Here is a 20,308-nt window from a genome sequence, read left to right as displayed (position 1 = left end):
ACATGCCCGACTTCCACATCCCCAACGACCCGCAGTGGCAGTGGGCGTACGACCTGATCCTCGTCGCCGTCGGCGAGGAGTACCCGAAGGCCGACCCCACCGCCCTGCGGGCCATGGGCGACGAGCTGTACGCGCTCAGCAGCACCATCCTCAACGGGATGGGCGCCACCGCCAACCTCGGCTACGGACTGGCCGGCAGCCTGTCCGGCCCGGCGATGGACGCGTTCCAGCAGTACCAGGTCGGAATCACCAAGAACGTGCCGGCGGGCGGCAACATCGCGCTGGCGCTGGGGGGCTCGGCCTACAACTTCGCGCTGGACTCGGAGAACACCCAGTACAACATCGTCATCGCGGCCTTCACCCAGGTCGTGGAGATCGCCATCGCGCTGGCCTCGGGCTTCGGCGCGGCGGCGGTGCCCGCTCTGATCAGGATCGGGCAGGAGATCGTCGGGGCTCTGATCAGCCTGTTCCGCCAGCGGCTGCGGAACCTGCTGATGCGGCTCGCCTGGGAGGCGTTCCAGGAGGGCCTTGAGGAACTCTGGCAGAGCGCCGCAGCCCAGGTGACCCAGATCATCGAGGGCAACCGCAAGTCCCTCGACTACAAGGATCTGGCGATAGCGTTCGCCGGCGGCGCGTTCATCGGGGCGGGCGTCAGCGGCGTCCAGATGATCGGCGGCAAGTTCTTCCCGAAGATCAACAACAACGTCCTCTCGCGGGAAGGGTTGTCGGCGCTCGCCGAGACGCTGTTCGAGGGTCTGTTCACCATGATGGTCGGCGGCGGCGGCTTCAACCCGTGGGCCACCATGACCTCGTCCATGATCGGCGGGATGGCCCACCACTACGCCACAGTGGTCGGCGAGAGCTACGGTCCCGGCGCCGGTGCCGGGGCGCCACCGCCGACGATCGAGACGAAGAACCTCACGACCACCGCGCCCACGCCGCCGCCGACGACGGTGGACGGACCAGCCGTACCCCCACCCGCCGGCTCTCCCACCGGCCCGGGCGGTCAGAACGGCGATCCGGGTCCCCAGCCTTCGGGCGGCCCGAACACCGGGGGGCCGCCTGCCGGGGGCCAGACCCCGGCCGGTCAACCCCCCGGCGGTCAGACCCCGGGCGGGCAGACCCCGGCCGGTCAGACCCCGGGCGGCCAGACCCCGGGTGGCCAGACCCCCGGTGGCCAGACCCCCGGTGGCCAGACCCCCGGTGGCCAGACCCCGAACGGGCAAACGGCGGGTGGTCAAACTGCGGGCGGCCAGACACCCAGCGGCCAAGACCCGGACGGCCAGACCTCGGCCGGCCGAGGCTCGGGCGGCCAGACCTCCGATGGTCTGGTCCCGGGCGGGCAGACCGCAGGCGGTCCTACCCCCGGCGGCCAGACCGCCGACGGCCGCGCCCCGGGCGAACAGATCTCGGGCGGACAGACCGCGAATGGTCCGGGCGTCGGCGGTCAGGTCGGCGACGGGTCGCACGGCGGCACCCAGAGCGGCGGCACGAGCCCGAACGGCGCCGGGAGCCAGAGCCCGAGCGGGCTCGGCGCCGCGGGACCGGGCACCGGCACCGATCCGCGTGGGGTCGGCGACCCCGCCACGGGCCCGGTCACGGGCGGCGAGGGAACGACACCGCGCGCGGACGCGACGGGCGCGCCGAGCGGCAACCCGGCGAGCACCGGTGCGCCCACGACCGGCACCCCGGCCGCCGTCGCCGACGTCACCGTGCCCCACGGCGGCGGCCTTCCCGGTTTCGACGCGCCGGCACCCGTGACCCCGCCCGGCACCACCGCCGGCCCGGCGGCAGTGGTGGCCGGCCCTTCACCGTCCACCGGCACGCCCGACTCCGGCACACCGAGCACCGGCTCGCCGACAGCCACCAGCACACCGTCCACGAGTTCGCCGGCCGGCGCCCCGAGCACCGGCCAACCGATCACGAGCACGTCGTCGAATCCGACGACCACCGGCCAACCGACCGGTGCCCCGCGTGACGTCGCCGGAGCCGCGGTGGCGCCTGCGCCGCCGCTGGCGCCCGGCGGCGGCATCTCGGTCGACGGTCCGGCCGTTGCCGCCTCACCGGCCACCGATACCGGTGCCGTCGCGCCGCCCTCGCCGGAGCCCGTCGTCGCGGCGCCCGGCCCGGTCGCCGCCGCGCCGGGCGACGTCACGTCGGATGCTCAGGTGCACGCCGACGGCCCCGGCACGGGGACGGACCGGCCCGGCGACCCGCAGACGGGTGCCGTCGACACCACGCCGACGCCGGACGGACCGACGACGGAGCAGCACGGGACCGCCGAGCCGACGCCGGCCCCTCCCGCGCCACTCGCCGGCACGGACCTTTCCGCGCCCACCCGGCCCACGCCGAGCCCGCAGTTCCAGCAGGCCAAGGCGAGCGCGGAGCCGAAACGGCTGCGCACCGAACGGTACGTGCCCTGGAAGAACACCGTCGTCCCCGGCACGCACCTGCTGCGCGGCGAGATCACGACGATCGACTTCACCACCCGGGAGTTCACCGCCGACGGCCGGGACTACCGGTCGTTCGACGTACACCTGGATCTGGTCTCGAAGAACGACCAGATGTCCCCGCGCGAGCTGCGCGACGTCGCGGAGACGGTGCAGCGCACCCTCGACGAGATGGTCAACGGCAGGTACACGCTGCCCGACGGTCGCCTGCTGCACATCGACCTGGTCGTCGACACGCCGCCGTGGCGCGACGGCATGACCCGCGACTGGCAGGGCGACCCGCGCCGGAACCCGCCGGTCGAGGTGACCTCGGAGAACGGGGCGAGCACCGACCAGCACCTGTGGAACACCGGCGACCGCCCGACCGTGATGGTGCACGAGGTGATGCACTACCTCGGGGCCAAGGAGGGTCACCAGCCCCCCGAGCACCTCTTCACCACTGCGCCCCGGCCGGGGGTGATGGGTGTCGACGTCGCCACCCTGCCGACGTCCCCGGAGCAGGCCGCGACCTCGGCCGGGCCGGTCGACTACCTCACCGCGCAGGATCTGGCGACGATCCACGACGTCGCACTGACCGCGGGACCGGTGCGCGACCTTCCGGCGCCGCAGGCGCCGCGCGACCAGACGCCGGACCCGTACCCGAACCCGCAGGTCCCGTCCCGCGCCCCGGAGCCACCGCCGCCACCACCACCGGCCGCCCTGGTGCCACCGCCCCCGCCGGGTGTTCCGGGCCCACCGCCTCCCCCAGGGATGCCCCCGCCCCCGGGCGCGCCCGGGCTCCTGTCGCCTCCGGCGACCGGACCGAATCCGGCCCCACGCACGGCGGACCTCTCCGCAGCCACGCTGCCACCCCGGCAGCAGCCCGTGCCGACGGCGGTCGGGCAGCGGCTCACCGCGAAGTACCAGGTAGTGCACGTCCTCGACCAGGGTTCGCCGGGCCTGGGTCACCAGGCCGCGACGGTCGCCATGCTCGACGGGCTGGCCGCGACCGGCTACCGGGGCACCGTCGTGCTGACCTACCCCAGCAACAAGACGCCGTACTACGCCGGGCAGCTCGGCCGGAAAGCCGACCTCGACGACCCGACGGGCTCCTACGACCTGTTCCACCGCGAGTGGACCGGTCGCCGGGGCGACATGGACGTCGTCATGCGACCGCAACAGCCGGCCGAGCAGACGCCCGCCGCCGCCCTCCGCACGGAGGTGAACTGGAAGACGAAGCAGTGGCCCGGCGCCGCACAGGCCGCCGGCTGGCAGAAGGAGCTGCAGCCGGGGTTCCGGAAGAAGGCGGAGGACGAGCAGAACAACACCCAGGGCCTGCGCCTCAACAAGGTCGGCCCGCTTCCCCCGGGCACGGTCCTGACCGTGCTGCCGGCCGTCGACGTGCCGAAGAACCACGACCAGTCGGAGATGACCGACGAGCAGCGTGAGAAGTGGTTCCAGGAGGCCTGGGTGGACCACCTACGCGACGCCTACGGCGACCACGACCTGCTCACGCTCCAGCCGTTCCTGTGGGACAAGTTCCCCCGCCGTTTCTACAGTCCGAACGCACCGGTGAAGGATCTCGACAGGATTCTGACCGGTGTCCCGTCCTACCGTGGCCGGCCGGCGGCGACCCCGCCGCCGAGCGCCGCGGCGGTCGTCAGGGCCACCGGCGGTCCGGAGGCCGGCGGCCCCGCGGACCTGGTCGACGACAAGGGCACGGACGTGGTGCTCGTCTACTACGGCAAGACCCAGGTCACTCCGGAGCACGGCGACGTGGTCGGCCGGCTGACGGCTGCCGCCCGGCAGGACCGACCGACCGTCGTCCTCGTGGTCGGTGACGAGAAGCGGACCTTCTCCCCGACCGGGGACCCGGTCCACATCGTGGCCCTGCCCCACCTCACGCCGGAACAGATGGCCGCGCTGCGCGAGCGCGCCACGTTCGTGGCCACCGAGGGCGCGAACACCTGGCAGGAGTCGCTCGCGGCGGGCAGACCCACGCTCTCCGTGACCGCGTCCGCCGGTGACACCCGCCCCTGGGAGCACGAGCCCGCGTCGTTCCGCGGCGACCCCGGGCTGAGCGATGGCCGCACGCTGCTCGCCCGGGCGTCGCACCACCTCCGTACGGGAACGGACCCGGACGCGCTGCGCGACTTCGTCGAGGACCGCGACGGCGCCGTCCGCACGTACTTCGACAGGTGGCGCGGGGCGCTCGGCGAGCCCGGCTCCGATCAGGTCGACCAGGCCCTGGCCACGGTCACCGGGCTGCCGCTGGACCCGGAGGCCCGCCCGCGCGCCGACACGTCGCCGAGCGCGCCCCCGATCGACACCGCCGCGCGTCAGCAGGGCGTCCCGCCGCCCCGGTTCGACGTGCCCAAGACCCGCGACGAGATCACCCAGGCACGCGCCGCGCAGCGCGACACCGCGCCGCACCGGGTCGCGAACACCAGCGCGTACGACGTCGTCGACCGGGGACTCCATCCCGACACCCGGGTGCCCGGCGTTGTGGCGCGCTCGTACGAGCAGGCCGGTCTGCCCCTTCCGGCGGGCGACCGCCCGCGCCCGCGCCTCGACGCGGTCGACAACCGCATCGCGTACGACCATCGGGTGCTGGACCTCGGCGACCGTAACGTGCAGGACTTCACGGTCAAGGTCTTCCTCGACGCGCGGGACGACACGGCGGCGTCCGCCCGGCCCGACATCCAGACCCGGGTACGCGACGCGGTCGACCGCGTCTACAACCAGGGCTTCCGGATCGGCGACGACCAACTGAACGTCACAGTGGAGTTCGTGACCACGCCCAGCGAGGCGCACGCCACCGTCGCGCTGCACGGCACTCCGGCACCGACCACCCAGACCACCTGGTCGACGCACTCGTCCGACCTCGATCTCGCGCACGAGATCGGGCATTTCCTCGGCCTGCGCGACGAGTACCAGGTGGCGAACCGCGCCCTGGACCCCACGTTCGTCCAGGGCGACACCTCGCTGATGGCGACCACCACGCCGGAGCACGATCCGGGGCTGCTGGCGCGCAACGTCGACCGGATCGCCGGTCAGCAGGGCGACGTGCTCTCGCCCGACCGCGGCGGGTTGCCGCCGCGGACGGCGCCGGTCCGCTTCGAGCCGGTACGGGTGGCGGGCGCCCGCAACGCGCGGTTCGACGAGCTGACCCGGCACACCCGCGAGGTCGGTCCGGGCGACTACCGGCAGGAGAGCGCCGTCCTCAAGGACGAGGGAGCGCCGATCGGGTTCGTCGTCAACTCGATCCTGCCCGCCGACGACGTCGACCAGATCCCCGAGGTGGTCCGCGCCATCACCGAAGGGCTCGCCCCCGGCACCACGGTCGCGTTCGTCTTCGGCGTCAACACCACGGCCGAGGTGCCCGACCTCGCCTTCCGGGACGCGGTCGCCCGGGCCGCGCGGCTCGCGGAGGGTCTCGACGTGCCGGTCGCGGTGAACGGCTACGCGGTCGGCACGAAGGGCGGCAAGTTCCCGTACGGCCGCACCCGCAACCAGGTGCTCCGCGACCCCGACACGGTGGCCGCGATCCAGGGTCTCGTCCAGGGCGGCCCGGCCCGCGAGGACGCGCGCTACCCGTACGTGTCGATCCAGGACTTCGATCTGGGTGCCCGTACGACGGCCGACGGCACACACGTCTTCGACCGCATCGACACCCGGACCCGCTTCGACGCGGAGTCGACCGGAACGCAGGACGAGCCGCCGGCCCGGCCTTTGATGATCTCCGGTGGTTACCGGGTCGGCGACACCGAGGAGCTGATCCGGCGTACCCGGGAGCGGCTGGAACGGCGTGTAAGCGACCACCAGGCGGGGATCGCGGAGCTCACCGCACGCGGCCCGGGCTCGCGCAGGGAACTCGGGATCGAACGGCAGAAGCTGACCGCCGCCCAGGAGGCCCTCGCCAGGTTCGACACGCAGGCCGGGCGGGACGCCTTCGTCCAGGACTTCACCGACGCCGTGAACGAGGACATGCGGTCCCGGGACCGGCAGGCCACCGTCCACCCGATGCTCCCGTACTCGCCGGAGCCGAACCTGTTCGTCGACGGCCTGCTCACCCTCGGCCGGCCCGAGGTCCGGTTCGGCGAGGCGGGCGCGGAGTTCCTCATGCTGGCCGAGAGCCTGCACCAGGCGTACGGCGAGGAGCTGGCCGTCGCCCACGGCGCGGCGACGCCGGCCGACCTGCCCGCGGACGTCCTCACCGTCGATGTCCAGGTCGAGTCGCAGAACAACAGGCATCCCGACCGCGATCTGGCCTTCATGACGGACTTCGTGGGCGCCGCCACGCCCACCGACCTGTCCCGGCTCGCGGCCGACTTCGCCGTCGGCAACTTCCTGCCGCAGTCGCACGCCGTGCCGACGAACGTCAACCGGCAGCTGTTCTACACCGAGGGCACCGGCTTCAAGGAGTACCGGGCCGAACTGCGCAAGCCGGCCGTCGCCGCCCCGAAGCCGTTCGCCGCGCCCACCGAGGTCGCACCCGGCTCGCAGACGTGGCAGCAGACGCTCACGCCGCAGCAGCTCCGGCAGCTCGGCGCGCAACCGCACAACCGCTACCTCACCGCCGTCTCGCTGCCGGCACCGGGCGCCGCCCCGGCACCGGACGTCCCACCCGCCGTCGACCCTGACCTGGATCCGGCGCGGCCGGCGCGGACCGTGGGCCTGCCGAACAGCCAGCGCCTCGTCGCCGCGCACCTGCTGGCGACGTCCGACGACTCCGGGACCGTCCAGCAGGAGTTCGCCGCCGCCACCGCCGTCGCTGACCGCGGCGGGCTCGGCCGGCAACCGGGTTCCCTCTACGACACGATCGCCGCCGAGCTGCCCGGCGACGACGCGGACGACCTGCGGATGCGCACGCTGCGCGCCGGCCGGGACGCGATGAGTCTCGACGAGGCCGCGGCGATGCGGCAGCGCAACCCGTACGACAACGGCCACTTCGTCCGCGCCGTGCTCGCCCCCGACCCCGGACCGCAGCGCCGCGACACGCCGATCGACGACGCCGAGCGGCGGCGCATCGCCAACGCGCACGACGTGGTCGAGTTCGCCGCCGCCCGCGGCACCCAGGTGCACCTGATCGTGTACGACGACCAGGGTGGGCCGCCGCGCGACCATCCCGTTGTCGGCGCCAGGCCGCGCGGCCGGCTGGAGCTGGTCCGCACGATCGACCCGACGGGCCACGTCACCTACGCACGCCGGGTGCCACCGCCGGCCACGGCGAGCGACACCGACAGCGACAGCGACTCCGGCGGCTTCGACCTGTTCGGCGACGGCGACGGCCACGGCGACTTCGGCGATCACGACAGCGGCAGCGGCAGCGGCAGCGACAGCGACAGCGGCAGCGGCAGAAGCGACGACAGCGACAACGACGACGCTCTCGCCACGTCCGCGCCGGCCGACGACCCGGCCACCCGGTCGACCGACGACGACACCACGGCAGAAGAGAGCGCCGAGGACGAGACCACCGCCGCGGAGGACACCCCAGGCGAGACCACCGCCGAACGGGACACCGCACGAGAGACCACCACCGGAGAGGACACCGCGGACGGCACGTCGCCGGCCACCGAGACCACAGCGCCGCTGCCGTCCTCCGACGAGGTACGCCGGAGCCTGTCGTCCTACCTGCGGGAGAGCCGGACGCTCGGGCTCGCCGAGCAGTTGCGCGCCACCGAGAACGCGGATCTCGGCGCGGCGCTGCGCACCCTCGACCCCGGCCTTGCCGACGACGTCATCGACGCGGTGGCGGCGGACAGCCGCGACGACGTGGACCAGTTCCTCGGCGAGGGCCGCCCCTACCCGGTCACTGTCGGCGGGCGCCCGGCCGAACTGCGGGTCACCGCCGTCCTCGACTGGGACGCGCTCACCGTGGACCGGGCCCGTGACGACAAGCGCAAGGTCACCGCCAAGACGCGGGAGAACCTCACCCACAAGCTGCGCCACAACCGGGACCAGCGGGTCGAGCCGAAGGCGACGGTCACCGCGATGCCCGGTGTCGTCGTCGGCGTCGGCGGCTCGATGCCGACGGCGCCTGTCACCGAGCACTCCACCGAGCACAAGGACACGTTCACGTCCACCACCACGGTCAAGGTCGACGGGCTGACCGAGGTGACGGTGCCGATCCGGTTCGTCGCCCGGCTCGTACGGCCCGGCCGTCCCGCCGCCGGACCGGTCGAGGCCTCGGGCACCGTCGCTCTCGCCGTACACACGGGGTTGCGGACGGGGGACGCGACCGCGCCGGCCGCCGCGGAGAGCACGCTCGGCGCGCCGGTGCCGGACCGGTTCGGAGTGGAGAGCGTCCGGAGCCGGCCGGCCGAGCCGGACGCCACGTTCTTCGACCAGGTGGAGGCGATCCTCGCCGAGGACGGCATGGCCGACCTGGTCCGGATCGGCGCACCCGGCCGCCCGGTGATGCAGAAGCTGCTCAGCACGGCGTCGTTCTCCGGCAGCCTGCCGAAGATGGTGGTCACCGACCCGGCCAACGTCCACGACGGCTGGGTGCGGTCGGGTGCGCTGCCGCGCGCCGCGCGCACCGGCTGGCGGCGCTTCTTCCCGGGCCGCGCCCGGCAGGTCGAGGTCCGGCTGGTCGCCCGGCACGTCGAGGAGGTGGAGCGGGTCGAGGGGGTGACGCACATCGACACGGCCGCGCTCGCCGGCGAGGGCACCAGCGGCGCCACCACGAAGCGGCCGTGGGGCCTGTGGGGTCTCGGCGGCGCCGGGGTGGACGCCGCGCCGCTGAGCCTGGTCGTGGGGCCGCGGGCCGGCGGCGGCCGGGAGCGTGGCGCCACCCAGACGATCGCCGAGCGGACCGGCGGCAAGCAGACGGTGACGGGCACCGCGCCGGGTGTCCGGTACCGGGTCGAGTACGGCGTGCAGGTGCGCGTCCTGGGCCGCGCGCCGCGGATGCTGTCGGGTTCCGTCGACGCGCTCCAGTGGACCACCGGCGACCGGCTGCCCGGCACCGCGCTCGACCCGAACGGCCGGGAGTGGCGCGGACGGCGCGGCGCCGCCCGCACCCACTTCGCACCGGCCCGCGTCGAGCAGGGCCAGTCGTTCGGCGGCGCGTACCTGACCCGGGTGGGCGACCGGAGCCTCTACGAGACGGTCGTCGAGGCGGTCCGCTCGACGCCCGGTCACAGCCGGTTCCGCCTGGCCACGCCCGAGGAGATGCTGCGGCACTTCGGCGACGCGCGGCTCGCCGACGGGCTGACCCCCGAGCTTCAGGCGGCGCTGAACCGGGACACGGACCTGAAGACCCAGCTCTCCCCCGACCAGTTGCGTCACCTGGCGGACCGGATCGTCGGGCCCGGGCTGAAGATCCCGCTGATCCGCACCGGCACGTTCCACGACCACGTCACGGTGGTGACCATCCGGGGCAGCCTCGGCGACGTGTCCGACGGCGACCTGCTCGACCAGGACAAGATCGGCACCGCCGACAAGCGGACCGCCCGATCCACCGTGACCAGCGCCCGCGACGACAGCCGGTCGGCCGAGCTGAGCCTTGAACCCCGCGTCCTGGGCCCGCTCGGCCAGGCCGCCTCGACACTGCTCGGCGGGCCGCGCGCCGCTGTCACCTGGGGCACCACCGACGAGAGCGCCGTCACCGGCGGGCAGTCCACCGAGAGCGACCACGGGCCGGCGCTCGACGACGAGGGCAAGCCCACCGGGGTACGGCTGCGCGAGTTCGCCGCCACCCTCGACCTGACCGTCACGACCCGGTCCACGGTGCGGGTCAACCAGGCGGGGCGGCAGCTCTCCCTCGGGACGTACGGCCGAGACGTGCCCACCGTCGTCGCCTCGTCCGAGCAGCGTCCCCGCACGCACCGCCTCGACGTGCGCATGCTCGTCCCGGAGACGCGGGTCTCCCGGCAACGCCCGGACGCGGAGCCCAGCCCGGCCCCCCGCGACGTGCACACCATCGCGTACCCGCCCGCGTTGAGCCGGATGACCGGCGGACCGCACGACCTCGACGGACGCCCGGTGGAGTCGTTCGTCGGCGCCGACCGGTTGCAGGAGGCGGTGGTCGAGACGCTGCGCGAGGCGGCCCGGGACGACGTGTACGCCGTCGAGGACGGCCGCGTCTCCACTGTGGTCGCCGACGAGCTGTCACCGGAGCGCCTCACCGGTGACGCCGAGCTGTTCAGCCGCCCGCTGGCACTGAGCAACCTGTGGCACGGCCGCCGGGCCGCCGACGCCCGCGCCGACGTACGGGTACGGCTGAGCCCGACCAACCCGAGGGTGCTCGACGGCGCCGAGTTCGCCCGGATCAAGCGGACCTTCGCCAGCGGCACCGCCCGCAAGTCCACACGCGCCCGCGCGGTCGAGCTGAGCGTCTCCGGCACCGGCGTGGCGTCGGTCAGCGGGCCGGTCGCCGACCACGGCGGCAGCACCGGCCGGCCCGGTGGCGCCGTCATCCTGTCCGTCACGCCGTGGCGGCGGGCCTGGGGCCGGATCAGCGAGCGCAGCGCCTCCGGGGTCGCCAAGCTGCGCCTCAGCGGCGGCCGGGCCGAACGCGAGCTGCTGGTACAGGTGGACGTCGAGGCCGAGGTGGTCGCCGAGGCCCGGCACGACAGCAACCTGCGTCCGCTGGGACGCTGGCCCGGGTCGGCGGCCCGGCGGGCCGGCCGGCGACTCACCCTGCCCGGCGCGGTCGTGATGCGGATGACCCCGGCGGAACTGAAGCGACTCCAGGACCGCGACCGCGTCCGCCGGCACGGCACCGCCGACGTGCGCCTGCAACTGCGGCACGCGGAGGACGCCGAGACGCTGCGCGCGGACCAGCGCGAGCAGCTCGCCCGGATGGAGCGCGAACAGGACACGGAACGCGGGAACCGGCTGCGCCGGCAGCACACCGAGCTACGCGACGCCCGCGCGTACGTCGACCGGGTCCACCGGGACCGCGTCGTCGGCGAGGCGGCCCGGCAACTTGTGGACCGCTCCTTCACCCATCTCCAGGAACGCCACCGGCGTGAACTCGGTGAGCTGACCGAGGCGCACAGAGCGGCCACGGAGGCGCTGCTGGCGGCGCAGGAACAGGAGCGGGCCGCGCAGGCCGAGCAGCAGCAGCGGGAACGCGACCTGGAACGCGAGACGCAGCAGCGGCAGGACGACGAGGCGGCCGGCCCCGGCACACCGGCCGACGCGGCACAACCGGAGTTCCGGCCCGCGCCGGAACGATCGCTGGGCATCGGCGGCGTCACCACCCACGTCGACCTCACCGACCGCATCCCGCACCTGCGGCGCGCCCTGGCCCGGGAGTCCAGCGAGGAACTCGCCCAGGCGATCCTGCCCACCACCCGCGACCGCGGCCCCGGCGACCCGATCCGAGGGCTCGGCAGCACCGGGTTCCTCGGCGCCGCGCACCTGCACCTGGCCGACGCGCTCAACGGCGGCCGGGGCGACACGGTACGGGTGGAACGGCGGTTCCGGGGCGCCACGTACCACGTGACGCTGACCGCCGAGCCGGTGGCGAAGCCGAGCTTCACCGGCATCGCGCTGGTCGACGAGCTGTCGGTCACCGACCGCTCGGTCGTCGGCGAGGCGCAGACCCGCACCACCTCCCGGACGGCGGCGCAGGTCACGCTGACCGCACGGGGGCAGGGCACCGAGACCGACCGGGTCCAGGACGACTCCACCCGCGCCACCGGGCACGGCCCGTCCTCCGGCACCGTCGCCGCCGGCCTCAGCGGCACCGCCGCCCTCGGCAACCAGAACACCAAGACGACCGAGCGCACCGGCCGGACGTACGAGCAGTCGCTGACCGTGTCCGGCCCGGTGCCCACGTACCGCGGGCCGGTCCGCCTGACCGTCACCGTCACCGGACGCGGGCTGCCCGAGGGCGGCGTGTCGATCCAGGCGGTCCGCGACGTCACCACGTACTCGGGGACCGAGGGCAGGCCACCTGCCGTCTCCGGTCCGGTCACGCCGGTGCCCGCCGGGCAGACCACCGACGAGGGCCGGCGACAGTGGCGCGAGGCGGCCGGCTTCGACCGGCTGCCCGAGCCGGGCCGGTTCGCCGTCCAGGACGTCCTGGTCGACCTGCCCGGCCTGCACGAGGCGGCCCGGCAGGCGCTCATCGCCTCCGGCGCCGACCCCGGCCGGGACGTCGACGCGGCGCTGCGCAGCACCCTGACGGTGAGCCGGAGCAAGGCGCTGCCGGCGATGCTGAACGGCGCGTTCCCCTTGCCGATGCCGGCCGGGCTGGGCCGCGACCTGTTCCTCGACGCCCGCCTGGTGGCCCGTCCCACCCTCCTGCGCGCGGACGCCACGGTGAAGATCGGCGGCTCGGCGAAGCGCAACGCGGACACCGAGTACGAGCAGACAGCGGGCAGTTCACTCACGGTGAAGACGGCCGGGCCGCTCGTCGTCGGCGGGGTCGGTCATCCGGGTGGCGCGAGCCGGGTGGGCGAGCGGCAGGACTTCGCCGCCGTCAACGCCTCCTCGCTCGTCGAGCAGCAGCTCTACCGGACCGACCCGGGCGCCCAGGTGAAGGACGAGGGCACGGTGGCGGTCAGCGCGACCGGCAAGCCGGACCGGCGCACCGACCCGGACGACAAGATCACCGCCGCTGTCGAGTACGACGTCGAGTTCCGTTTCATCGCCCGTTCCCGTGACGGTCGGCACCGGGGCGGCACCGAGGTGCGGGTGCCGGGCGGTTTCGTCGTCCGGCTGGACGAGGCGGCGGCCCGGGACGCCACCGGCCGGGACCTCTCCCCCGCGCTGCGCGCGTCCGCGCTGGCCGTCGCGGACGCGGCGAAGAAGATGTCGGAGGCGGCGGCCCGCCTGGACGGGCTGACGTCCCGGACGGACACGACTCCGGAGGCCGTCGCCGAGGCCGAGCGGGCCCTGACCGAGGCCGAGAACGCCTGGTGGGACGCCTACCACGCGCACGAGGCCGAGGTGGCCCGGCCACCGGCCCCGACCCCGCCGGTGGACGTGCCGGCCGCCGAGGTGGCCACCCCCACCGCGCAGGCCCCTGTGGTCGGCGACCCGGTCGACGTCACCACCGGCCGGGTCGTCTACACCGAGGTCGACGCGCGGCTGCCCGGGCTCACCCTGGAACGGACCCACCGCTCCGACTACCGGTGGGGCCGGTGCTTCGGCCCGACCTGGTCCTCCACGCTGGACCAGCGCGTCGTCACCGACGACACGTACGCCCGCTTCCTGGCCGCCGACGGCTCCATCCGCACGTACCCGATGCCGGCCGAGGGCGGCGAGGCGCTGCCGGTCGTCGGCCCGGGCGGGCCGCTGCGCCGGCTGGCCGGCGGCGGCTGGCTGCTCAGCGAGCGGGGCCGGTCGCTGCTGTTCGCGCCGGCCGACGCGCACGGCGACGCCTGGCTCACCGACGTCGTCACCGACGGCGCCGGATGGCGGATCGAGCGCTCCGCCGACGGCACCCCCGCCCTGCTGCTCTCCTCGTCCGGCCTCGTCGTGGTGCCGCACCTGGCCGGTGGGCTGGTCGTCGGCGCGCACGTGCGCGCCGGTGACGACACCGCCGACGACGTGGTGCACCTGCCCACCTTCGGCTACGACGACAGGCGGCGCCTGGTCGAGGTACGCAACTCCTCCGGCCACGAGACGCGGCTGCGCTACGACGAGGCGGGCCGGCTCGTGCGCTGGCAGGACCGCAACGGCGAGTGGTTCGGGTACGACTACGACGAGGCGGGCCGCTGCGTCCGGGCCGGCGGCGGTGGCGACTGGCTGCGCTACTCCCTGCGCTACCACGACGGTGTCACCCACGTGACGAACTCGCTGGGCCAGGTGACCCGGTACGAGTACGACGAGCACCGCCGGGTCACCGCGATCGTCGATCCGCTGGGCGCAACGGTCCGGCAGGAGTGGGACGCGGCGCACCGGCTGCTGTCGCGTACCGACCCGCTCGGGGGCGTCACCCGGCTCGACCACGACACGCGCACGCTCACCCTCCCGGACGGCTCGACCCGTCCGGTCCCGCCGCGCCGGCCGCCCGTGCCCGCGGACGACATCGAGTTCGACGCGCTCGGACGGGTCCGGGCGACCCGGGCCCCGGACGGCGCGGTCACGACGTACGGCTGGACCGCCGAGGGGGACCTCGCGTGGCGGACCCGCCCGGACGGCTCCACGCAACGGTGGTTCTACGACGGTGAAGGGAATCTGGTGGACGTCATCGACGCATCAGGAAGGGCGGTGAGCTTCGAGTACGGCCCCTTCGATCTGCCCACGGCACGGGTGGACCAGGCGGGGAACCGCACGGAGTTCACGTACGACACGGAGTTGCGGCTCACAGCGGTGACCAATCCGGCGGGTCAGGCGTGGCGCTACGAGTACGACGCGGCCGGCCGGCTGAGCGGGCAGACCGACTTCGACGGCCGTACCCGGCGTTACGAGCACGACGCCGCGGGCCGGCTGGTCGCGCACACCGACGCCACCGGCGCCGTCACCCGCTACCGCTGGGACGCGCTGGGCCGGGTCGTCGAACGCCGGGCCGGCGACGCCGTCACCCGCGTCGAGTACGACGCCGACGGTCACGTCGCGGCCGTGCTCAGCCCGGACGCGCAGGTGCGCTTCACCCGCGACGCGAACGGCCGGGTGGTGTCCGAGACGATCAACGGCCGGACGGTGCGCACCTCGTACACCGCCTCCGGCGCGGTCGAGACGCGCACCACGCCGTCGGGCCGGTCGAGCCGGTGGACGTTCGACGCCGACGGCCGCCCGGCGAGCCTGACCGCCGGCGAGCACCTGCTCGGCTTCACCCACGACGACGCCGGGCGGGAGATCGGCCGGACCATCGGCGGCCTGGTGGCGCTGCGGCAGACGTTCGACGCGGCTGGCCGGCTCACCGGTCAGCACATCGCCGGCGGCGCCGAACGCCGCTACGCCTACGACGACGCCGACCGCGTCACCGCGATCGCCGACTCACTCGCCGGTGACCTGACGTTCACCGCCGACGACACCGGCCGGATCCGGGCCGTCGACGGCGACGCCCCCCAGCGCTACGACTACGACGAGGCCGGCAACCTGGTCGGCGCCGGCGGCGGGCGCTGGGAGTTCACCGGCACGATGCTCGTGCGCTCCGACGACGCGTCGTTCTCCTACGACGCGAAGGGCCGTCTCACCGGCCGGGTCGACGGCGCGGGCGCGTGGCGCTTCGAGTGGGACGCCGAGGACCGGATGGTCCTGGCCGTCACCCCCGGCGGCGACCGCTGGCGCTACCGCTACGACGGCTTCGGCCGGCGCATCGCCAAGCAGCGCCTGGGCGACGGCGACCAGGTGCTGGAGGAGGTGACCTTCGCCTGGGCCGGCGACCTGATCCTGGAGCAGACGCACCGCGACGCCGCCGGCGCCACCGCCACGACCACGTGGGACTACCGCCCGGACGCGCCGGTGCCGGTCGCGCAGACCGACGACGGCGCGGTCCGCGCGGTGGTCACCGACACCATCGGCACTCCGACCCACCTGGTCGAGCCGGGCGGCGGGCTGCGCTGGTGGTCGCGGGGTGACCTGTGGGGACGCGGCGCGGACCGCACCGCGATGCCGCTGGCGTTCCCCGGCCAGTACGTCGACGCCGAGACCGGCCTGCACTACAACCGGTTCCGCTACTACGACCCGGCCACCGGCCGGTACGTCAGCCCCGACCCGCTCGGCCTGTCCGGCGGCCCGAACCCGACCGCGTACGTCTCCGACCCGCTCACCGTGGCCGACCCGCTGGGCCTGACCAGTTGCACGCCCGCCCCGACGACGCCGCACCCGCTGGCCACCGTGGAACCGGCGCTCGCCGCGCCCTCCGACCAGACGCCCAGCAGCCTGCCCACGAACCCGGCACCGCCGCCGCCGAGCGCGCTCTACGGCATGCCGACCTGGGTGACCGAGGAGGCCGAGGACTCGGACGGCGTGCCCTCCCGCGGCTGGGCGCTGCGGGAGACCCCGACACCGCCGCCGCCGAACACGTCGATCGGCCAGATCACCGCACAGGCCCAGTCCTGGTTCGACAACGTCGGCTTCGCCTCGCAGGCGACGCTCGCCGACACGTCCACGTCGGCGTACCAGAGCTACCAGGGCATCCGCGAAACCATCCGGACGAGCACCGGATACGCGCCGCGCACCGGCCCCCGCAGCAACCGGGATCTGCACTTCAACGAGCCGATGATCGGCAACCGCCCGTACAACAGGGCCGACGGAACCGGACTCGGCGACCGGATCGGCGCGGAGCGGGACGGCGGACGGCGGACCGCCGGCCAGATCGCGAACTTCCTCCGGGGCCTGGCGTCGCCCGACTCCATCGAGAGCCAGGCCGGGCGGGAGTTCGCCGCGGTGGTCTCGTTCGCCGAGGAGGCGCGCGGCTACACCCAGGAGCGTCACGAACTGGCCAACGCACTCCAGGAGATCCACTCCCTGGCGCGCTCCGGCCGCGCGCGGCACTACTGGGAGAACGTCGGTTCCTGGTACGGCCCGGCCCGCGTGGGCTATGCCAGTGAGGACTACGTCCCGCCGGCGGACCGCCCCCGGCCCGACCAGTTGATCACCGGCCCGCGCCGCCCGCAGCGGATCGTCCCGCGCGAGTACGAGGGCGCCGACGCGGAAACCGGCACCGGCCGCCGGGACCGCAGCGACAGGTCGCGCAGCCCACGGGACCAGAGACGCCCCGGCGGCAGCAGCCACCGCCGGGGCCGCCGCCAGGAGTACGGCTTCCAGGCACCGCAGACCGCTCCGGCCGGCCTCGGCCCGGCGCCCGCCGCGACCCCGGCGGACACCACCACGCCGCTGGCCGAGCAGTTGGCTGCGGCACAGGGCGACCCGCAGGCACAAGCCCGGATCCTCGACACCTTCCGGGACGCGCTGTCGCGTCCCGTCCCGTTGAGCAACGGGTCGACGTTGCAGATCATGGCGGCCAACTCGCACGGCGCGACCGGCGACACCGCCGCCGACCTCGCGACGCTCGACGACGCGGACCGGCGGCACCTGCGTCAGATCCACCAGTCCCGCGCCGCCGGCAACCAGAACGACTGCATCACGCTCACCATCGCGGTCGACGGCTACCGGCAGTCCGGCCTGGTCAGCCAGATCCCGCCGCAGACGCGCCCGAGGGACCTGAACGAACTCCAGAAGCAGTATCCGGGGCGCGCTGTCGACGAGGTCGGCACCCTCCAAGGGCTGGTGGACGCGCTCGGCGCCATGCCGAACGGCACCACCGGCATCGTCGGCTTCCGCACCGGCGGTCCCGGCACCGTCGGGCACGTGGTGAACGTGGTGAAGGACTCGCGGGGCCGGGTGACGTTCGAGGACGCCCAGGTGCCCGGTCTGGCCACGCTGCCGCAGATCGGGCCGGACGGTTCCGTCGTCCTGATCCGGACCAGCGACCCGGTTCCGAGCCCGGCCGGCGACGTGGACATGGCCTCCGTCCGTGACAGCGACAGCGACGTGGACATGACCTCGGTCCGCGACGCCGACAGCGACAGCGACGTCGACATGACCTCGGTCCGCGACGCCGACAGCGACGTCGACATGGCCGACTTCTCGCCGACCACCGAGACGTTCGCCGGTGTGGCGCCGGAGGCGGTGGCGAAGACCACCGCGCAGACGCCCACCGTGGGTGACCCGATCGACGTCACCACCGGCCGGATGATCCTCACCCACACCGACGCGGTCATGCCGGGGCTCACGCTGGAGCGGACCTACCGCTCCGACTACCGGTGGGGCCGGTCGTTCGGCCGGGCCTGGGCCTCCACGTTGGACCAGCGGATCATCGTCGACGGCGATCGGGTCCGGTACCTGGCCGCCGACGGCTCGCTGCTCACGTATCCGCTGCCCGCCGAGGGCGAGGTGGCGCAGCCGGAGACCGGCCGGAGGCTGCCGCTGCGCCGGCTGGTGGGCGGTGGCTGGCTGCTGACCGATCCGACGTCCGGCCGCAGCCTGCTGTTCGCCGCGGCGTCGCGCACCGAGTCGGTGCTCACCGACGTCACCGACGGCGGCGTCCGCTGGACGATCGTCCGCGACCGCCGGGGTACGCCGACGCGGCTGCTGTCGTCCACCGGGGCCACCATCGCGTTCACCTCGTCCGCCGGGCTGGTCACGATGGTCTCCCTGCCCAACGCGGCCGGTGACCTCATGGTGGCGTCGCAGTTCGGCTACGACGGCGACCTCAACCTGATCGAGGTGACGAACTCCTCGGGCGACCCCGAGCGCTTCACGTACGCCGACGGGCGGCTGGTGCGCTGGGAGGACCGCAACGGCGAGTGGTACACGTACACCTACGACGAGGCCGGCCGGTGCGTGGCCACCGACGGCAGGGGCGGCTACCTGCGCTACCGGTTCGACTACCAGCCGGGCCGCACGGTGGTGACCGACTCGCTCGGCGCGGTGCGCGTCTACGAGCTCAACGACCGCTTCCAGGTGGTCGCGGAGACCGACGCGCTCGGTGCGACGACGCGCAACGTCTGGGACGAGGCGTACCGCCTGCGGTCCACGACCGACCCGCTGGGCCGCACCACCACGAGCGAGTACGACGCGTTCGGGCGGCTGGTCTCGGTCACCCGGCCGGACGGCAGCCGGTCCGTCACCACGTACGACGAACTCGGTCGCGCGGTGTCCTGGACCGACTTCGACGGCAGCACCCGTAACCGTCAGTTCGGCCCGGACGGCCTGCTGATCGCCGAGGTGGACGCCTCCGGCGAGGTGGTCCGCTTCGAGCAGCCGGCGGCCGACGGCCGGGGCACGACCACCCACGTCGGCCCGACCGCTGTCGTGCGCGACGCGGCCCGGCAGATCACCTCGGTGAGCACCGGGCAGGGCGAGACGGAGTACATCCACGACGCGCTCGGCCGCCTGTTCAGCATGCAGGACGACACCGGTCTCACCGAGTTCGGCTGGACGCTGGAGGGTGACCTGGCCTGGCGGGAGAACCCGGACGGCTCGGTCGAGGAGTTCCTCTACGACGGCGAGGGCAACCTGGTCGAGTGGGTCGACGCCACCGGCCGCCGGACGTTCCGCGAGTACGGCGCGTTCGACCTGGTCACGGCCGAGATCGACGACGAGGGCAACCGCACCGAGTACGCGTACGACACCGAGCTGCGGCTGGTCCGTGTCACCAACCCGGCGGGTGCGACGTGGAGCTACACGTACGACCCGAACGGCCGGATGGTGTCCGAGACCGACTTCGACGGCCGCACCCAGCGGTACGTCTACGACGCCGCCGGCCAGCTCGTCGAGCGCACCGACGCGGCCGGCGAGATCACGCGCTACGCGTACGACGTGCTCGGCCGGGTGGTGGAGCGGCGTACCGGCGAGTCGGTGACGCGGTTCGCGTACGACGCGGCGGGACGGGCCGTCTCCACCGCGGACGACGACTCGCAGATCCGGCCGGAGCACGACCCCGCCGGCCGGGTGGTCACCGAGACGGTGAACAGGGCCGCGGTGACCACCTCGTCCGGCGGGCCCCTGCCGGAGCCGCGGACCGCGCCAGTACCCCGGCGGTGATCCGCCGGCCCGCCCCGGCCGTCACGGCGGCCGGGGCGGGCACCCCGTCCGACCACCATCGACAGAGAAGGACTACCCGATGAACGCCGACGACGCCCGCACCCGGGCGCAGGCCGCGCTGCGCCGGCTGGAGAACCCGGCGCAGCCGCTGAGGCTGCTCGCCCCGGCCGCGCCGGCCGAGTACGAGTGGTGCTGGGTGTACCCGTTCAACACGGTCCGGGCCACCGAGACCGGCAACATCATGGACACGCTCGCGGTGGGCCCGCTGGTGGTGCCGAAGAACGGCGCCGAGCCCTGGGTGGCGCCGTCCGGCCCGCCGCTGGAACGCTGGCTCAACGAGTACGCCGCGCGGGAAGGGCTGCCCGCGGTGCCGGTACCGGCCGCACCGGACCCGTTCGCCTGAGCCCGGACGGACGGCC

Annotated in this window: 2 protein-coding genes; both read left to right on the top strand. The window is 74.3% G+C overall.

Features of this window, described 5'->3' with window-relative positions; genetic code table 11:
* Positions 1-2 precede the first annotated feature (2 nt).
* Positions 3-19,889: a DUF6531 domain-containing protein gene (locus tag ACFYO8_RS01145; RefSeq protein ID WP_387256625.1), complete on the top strand. Its 19,887-nt coding sequence runs from the start codon at positions 3-5 to the stop codon at positions 19,887-19,889.
* Between the two features lie 79 nt (positions 19,890-19,968).
* Positions 19,969-20,292, top strand: a complete 324-nt coding sequence (locus tag ACFYO8_RS01140) for a YrhB family protein (RefSeq protein WP_355095958.1) — start codon at positions 19,969-19,971, stop codon at positions 20,290-20,292.
* Positions 20,293-20,308 lie beyond the last annotated feature (16 nt).

It is taken from the genome of Micromonospora sp. NPDC005257 (assembly GCF_042872445.1).
Taxonomy (GTDB): Bacteria; Actinomycetota; Actinomycetes; order Mycobacteriales; family Micromonosporaceae; genus Micromonospora.
Note: the sequence above shows the minus strand (reverse complement) of the source record. Positions and strands in the feature narration are given on the sequence as shown.